At 70.4% G+C, this 4,311-nt stretch carries 6 protein-coding genes and 1 tRNA gene; all 7 read left to right on the top strand.

The window, feature by feature from the left end; translation table 11 throughout:
* The first annotated feature begins 200 nt into the window (after positions 1 to 200).
* The 7 genes from ABWK99_RS14090 to ABWK99_RS14120 all read left to right on the top strand — a co-directional run bounded on the left by ABWK99_RS14090 (position 201) and on the right by ABWK99_RS14120 (position 4,307).
* Positions 201 to 273, top strand: a tRNA-Trp gene (locus ABWK99_RS14090).
* Between the two features lie 131 nt (positions 274 to 404).
* Complete coding sequence (gene secE, locus ABWK99_RS14095) at positions 405 to 677, top strand: preprotein translocase subunit SecE (RefSeq protein ID WP_372595334.1); 273 nt, start codon at positions 405 to 407, stop codon at positions 675 to 677.
* A gap of 95 nt (positions 678 to 772) precedes the next feature.
* Positions 773 to 1,582, top strand: a complete 810-nt coding sequence (gene nusG / locus ABWK99_RS14100) for a transcription termination/antitermination protein NusG (protein WP_372595335.1) — start codon at positions 773 to 775, stop codon at positions 1,580 to 1,582.
* Positions 1,583 to 1,649: 67 nt separating this feature from the next.
* Positions 1,650 to 2,081, top strand: coding sequence for a 50S ribosomal protein L11 (gene rplK, locus ABWK99_RS14105; RefSeq protein WP_372595336.1), 432 nt, complete (start codon positions 1,650 to 1,652; stop codon positions 2,079 to 2,081).
* A gap of 74 nt (positions 2,082 to 2,155) precedes the next feature.
* Positions 2,156 to 2,875: a 50S ribosomal protein L1 gene (rplA, locus tag ABWK99_RS14110; protein WP_372595337.1), complete on the top strand. Its 720-nt coding sequence runs from the start codon at positions 2,156 to 2,158 to the stop codon at positions 2,873 to 2,875.
* Between the two features lie 296 nt (positions 2,876 to 3,171).
* Positions 3,172 to 3,807 (top strand): RNA polymerase sigma factor, encoded by a 636-nt coding sequence (locus ABWK99_RS14115; RefSeq protein ID WP_372595338.1) that lies wholly within the window; start codon positions 3,172 to 3,174, stop codon positions 3,805 to 3,807.
* Positions 3,804 to 4,307, top strand: coding sequence for a hypothetical protein (locus ABWK99_RS14120; RefSeq protein WP_372595339.1), 504 nt, complete (start codon positions 3,804 to 3,806; stop codon positions 4,305 to 4,307). The genes ABWK99_RS14115 and ABWK99_RS14120 overlap by 4 nt, the downstream gene beginning before the upstream one ends.
* Positions 4,308 to 4,311 lie beyond the last annotated feature (4 nt).

Below are 4,311 nucleotides of genomic sequence, written 5' to 3' on the forward strand. Positions count from 1 at the left end.
CCCATAGTGGCAGAGTCGACAGCCGTCCAGCAGGCCCGTCCACGACGGCGCCGAGGGGACGTCCGGACCCGCGTCGGCGGGCGCCGGGACGGCGCTCCCGGGCGCGCGTTCGACCTGGGCCCTGGGAGCACGTACACTCGACCGCTGGCGGTTGACGTCCGTCAGGATGAAGCACGCCCTGCGGACGTCAGGTGCTGTGAAGGGCAGTGGCGCAATTGGTAGCGCACCGGTCTCCAAAACCGGCGGTTGTGGGTTCGAGTCCCGCCTGCCCTGCGTAGACAGGCCGTGCGACGGATCCCGTCAGGTCGGCGAACGGGCTGGACGGGTGGACCGTCCGGCCACGGATCAGCCGGTCCGGACGGACCGGCACTGCGGCCATCAGAAGACGATTGTGGGGACGAACCGTGAGCGAGAGCGCATCGGCCGAGGACGGCGGCGGCCTGGCCCGCAAGGCGCCCCGGCCTGCCAAGGGTGCGGAGCGACGCGGTCTGTTCGCGCGGATCGCGTTGTTCGTCCGGCAGGTCATCGCCGAGCTCAAGAAGGTGGTCCGGCCCACGCGGGACGACCTCGTGCGGTACAGCATCGTCGTCATCGTCTTCGTCCTGATCGTCATGGCATTCGTCACGGTGATCGACCTCGGTGCAGGAACGCTCGTGGGGTGGGTCTTCGGCGGCTGAGCCGCCGGAGCGCACGGCACGACGGGCCGAGGCCCGCAGCAGGTTCGGAATGCAGCAGGACCCAGCAGCACAGACAGCAGAAAGCAGGTCACCCCGTGTCCCAGGAGTCGCAGGAGCCGCAGGTCGACGTCGCCGACGGCGAGGCCGTCGTCGCGCCCGAGCTCGAGGTTCCGCAGACCGTGGACGACGCCCCGGTCGAGCCCGCAGAGGTCGAGACCGCAGACGTCGAGGAGCACGAGGTCGAGGCGCCCGAGGTCGAGACCGCTGAGGCCGTCGCCGACGAGGTCGTCGTCGAGGACGACGAGGACGAGGACCCGATCGCGGCCTTCAAGGCCGAGCTGCGGCGCCTGCCCGGCGAGTGGTACGTCATCCACTCCTACGCCGGCTACGAGAACCGGGTGAAGACGAACCTCGAGTACCGCACCACGTCCCTCAACATGGAGGACTACATCTTCCAGGCCGAGGTGCCGATGGAAGAGGTCGTCGAGATCAAGAACGCGCAGCGCAAGGTGGTGCGCAAGGTGCGCATCCCCGGCTACGTGCTCGTCCGGATGGACCTGACCGACGAGTCCTGGGGCGCCGTGCGCCACACGCCCGGTGTCACCGGTTTCGTCGGGCACACGCACCAGCCGGTCCCGCTGACGCTGGACGAGGTCTTCTCGATGCTCGCCCCGACGCTCGCCCCTGCCCCGGACAAGCCGGGGGTCAAGGCCGCTGCCGGCCCCGCGATCCAGGTGGACTTCACGGTCGGCGAGTCCGTCACCGTCACCGACGGCCCCTTCGACACGCTGCCCGCGACGATCTCCGAGATCAACGCCGAGGCGCAGAAGCTCAAGGTGCTCGTCTCGATCTTCGGCCGGGAGACCCCGGTCGAGCTGTCGTTCAGCCAGGTCGCCAAGATCTGATCGAACCTCGGCACTGCAACCGGGTCATCGCCCACGGCGTCGGTCCACGAAACAGAACGGAAGGCACATGCCCCCCAAGAAGAAGGTCACCGGCCTGATCAAGCTCCAGATCAAGGCCGGAGCCGCCACCCCGGCACCGCCGATCGGACCCGCACTGGGTCAGCACGGCGTGAACATCATGGAGTTCTGCAAGGCCTACAACGCGGCCACCGAGGCCCAGCGTGGCGACGTCATCCCGGTCGAGATCACGGTCTACGAGGACCGCTCGTTCACCTTCATCACCAAGACGCCGCCGGCCGCCGAGATGATCAAGAAGGCCGCCGGTGTGGCCAAGGGGTCCCCGACCCCGCACACCGTCAAGGTCGCCTCGCTGACCGCCGAGCAGGTGCGGGAGATCGCCACCGTCAAGATGGTCGACCTCAACGCGAACGACATCGAGGCCGCCTCGAAGATCATCGCGGGCACCGCCCGCTCCATGGGCATCACCGTCCAGGGCTGAGCACCACCCACCAGCACGTGTGGCAGGGCCGTGTGCGGCCCGTCGACCACGACTTCCCTCAAGGAGAAGACCGCATGGCACAGCACAGCAAGGCGTACCGCGCCGCCGTCGAGACGATCGACAAGGACCGCATCTACGCCCCCCTCGAGGCCATCCGCCTCGCGCAGAAGACGTCCACCATCAAGTACGACGCGACCGTCGAGGTCGCGTTCCGCCTCGGGGTCGACCCCCGCAAGGCGGACCAGATGGTGCGTGGCACCGTCCTGCTCCCGCACGGCACCGGCAAGACCGCCCGCGTCCTGGTCTTCGCCAACGGCGAGCGTGCCGAGCAGGCCCGTGCGGCAGGCGCCGACGAGGTCGGTGGCGACGAGCTGATCGAGAAGGTCGCGGCCGGGTACACCGACTTCGACGCCGCCGTCGCGACCCCCGACCTCATGGGCAAGGTCGGGCGTCTGGGCAAGGTGCTCGGCCCCCGCGGCCTGATGCCGAACCCGAAGACCGGCACGGTCACGATGGACGTCGCCAAGGCGGTCAACGAGATCAAGGGCGGCAAGATCGAGTTCCGCGTCGACAAGCACGCCAACCTGCACTTCATCATCGGCAAGGTCTCGTTCAGCGACACCGCCCTGGTGGAGAACTACGCGGCGGCGCTCGAGGAGATCCTGCGTCTCAAGCCGGCCTCCTCCAAGGGCCGGTACATCGCCAAGGCCTTCGTCTCCACGACGATGGGCCCGAGCATCCAGCTCGACCAGAACAAGACGCGCAACCTGACGGTGGAGGACGAGGAGGCCTGAGCCTCCCGCTCCATCGCAGCGCAGCACACGACGAAGGCCCGGACCCTGTGGTCCGGGCCTTCGTGCTGCTCCGGGTGCGAGCTCCCGCGTCCGACCTGTCACAAACAGCCCGGTCGCCGCTCTGAGCCGGTGAGGGCCCTTGCCCTCGACGTCGATCGGCTCGCGGGGCGCAGGGGGCCCCGCGGGCGCGATCGGCCACGCACCCGAGGACGGAGCAGGCTGTGGACGGATCGGTTGTCGAGCGAGCGGGCCCCGGCCTAGTCTCGTCATCTGCCCGTCGAGAGGTGCCCGCGCCCATGTGCTGCCCCGCTGGCCACGCGACCGGTGTGCCCGGCGCGAGCCCGACGAGCCTGGGAGAGCGCGCGGCGGCCGCGCTCGAGGCCCATCGTGCCGGGGACAGCGCCCCGTTGACGGCCCTCGTGCGCGAGGCGACCCCGATGCTGTGGCATGTCGCGCGCGCCCAGGGGGCAGGACGCCAGGATGCGGAGGACGTGGTGCAGGGCGTCTGGCTCGCGTTCGTGCGCAACGTCGCGGCGATCCGGGAGCCGGAAGCCCTGCTCGGGTGGCTCGTGGTGAGCACGCGGCGGTCGGCTTGGCAGGTCGTGCGTCGGCGGCGGGAGGAGGAGCGCCGGACGCAGGCCATCCCTGAGGACCTCGGACGGGACGACCCGCTGCTCGCCGACCCGGCACCCGCCCCCGACGTCCGGCTCCTCACCGTCGAGCGGGACCGGGTCCTGTGGAGCAGGTTCGCCGAGCTCTCCGAACGGTGCCGCCGGATCCTCACGATGGTCGCGATGGCCGACCGGCCCGACTACCGCGCGATCGCCGAGCTCACCGGGATGCCGGTCACCTCGGTCGGGGTGACCCGTGGGCGGTGCCTGGCGAAGCTTCGACGGCTGCTCGACGCCGACGAGAGATGGGTGGAGGCATGAGCGACGACCGGAACGCCGAGGGGCCGGGCGGGGGAGCCGACGAGCCGCTGGACGCCGTCGACCTCGCCCTGCTCGACGACCTCTCGCGGATCCTCGGGACGATCGACCCGGTGCCGGAGGGCCTCGTCGACCGTGCGCTGTTCGCGCTCACCCTCGAGGGCCTGAACGCGGAGGTGATGGCCCTGCACCGCCAGGAGCCGGCCCTTGCCGTGCGTGGCGAGCCGACCCGGGTCGAGATGCGGACCATCACGTTCAGCTCGGACCCGCTGACCGTGATGATCAGCCTCTCGGAGGGGCCGACGGGCGTCCGCATCGACGGGTGGACGGCACCGGCGGAGAGGTACGTCGTCCAGGTCTACGGACCCGACGGCTTCGTGAGCACCGAGTCGGACGACGACGGCTGCTTCGTCTTCCCGGACGTCGCGCCCGGCCCGGCGAGCCTGGTGCTCCGTCGGGCGGCGGGCGGCCCCGTCGTCAGCACGCCCGTCCTCGGTCTGTAGGGAC

Source organism: Actinotalea sp. (assembly GCF_041597215.1).
Classification (GTDB): domain Bacteria; phylum Actinomycetota; class Actinomycetes; order Actinomycetales; family Cellulomonadaceae; genus Actinotalea.

Bases quoted from the DNA above. Each gene is read 5' to 3' on its own strand.
- rplK (WP_372595336.1), top strand. From the start codon at position 1,650: ATGCCCCCCAAGAAGAAGGTCACCGGCCTGATCAAGCTCCAGATCAAG.
- ABWK99_RS14120 (WP_372595339.1), top strand. From the start codon at position 3,804: ATGAGCGACGACCGGAACGCCGAGGGGCCGGGCGGGGGAGCCGACGAG.
- ABWK99_RS14115 (WP_372595338.1), top strand. From the start codon at position 3,172: ATGTGCTGCCCCGCTGGCCACGCGACCGGTGTGCCCGGCGCGAGCCCG.
- rplA (WP_372595337.1), top strand. From the start codon at position 2,156: ATGGCACAGCACAGCAAGGCGTACCGCGCCGCCGTCGAGACGATCGAC.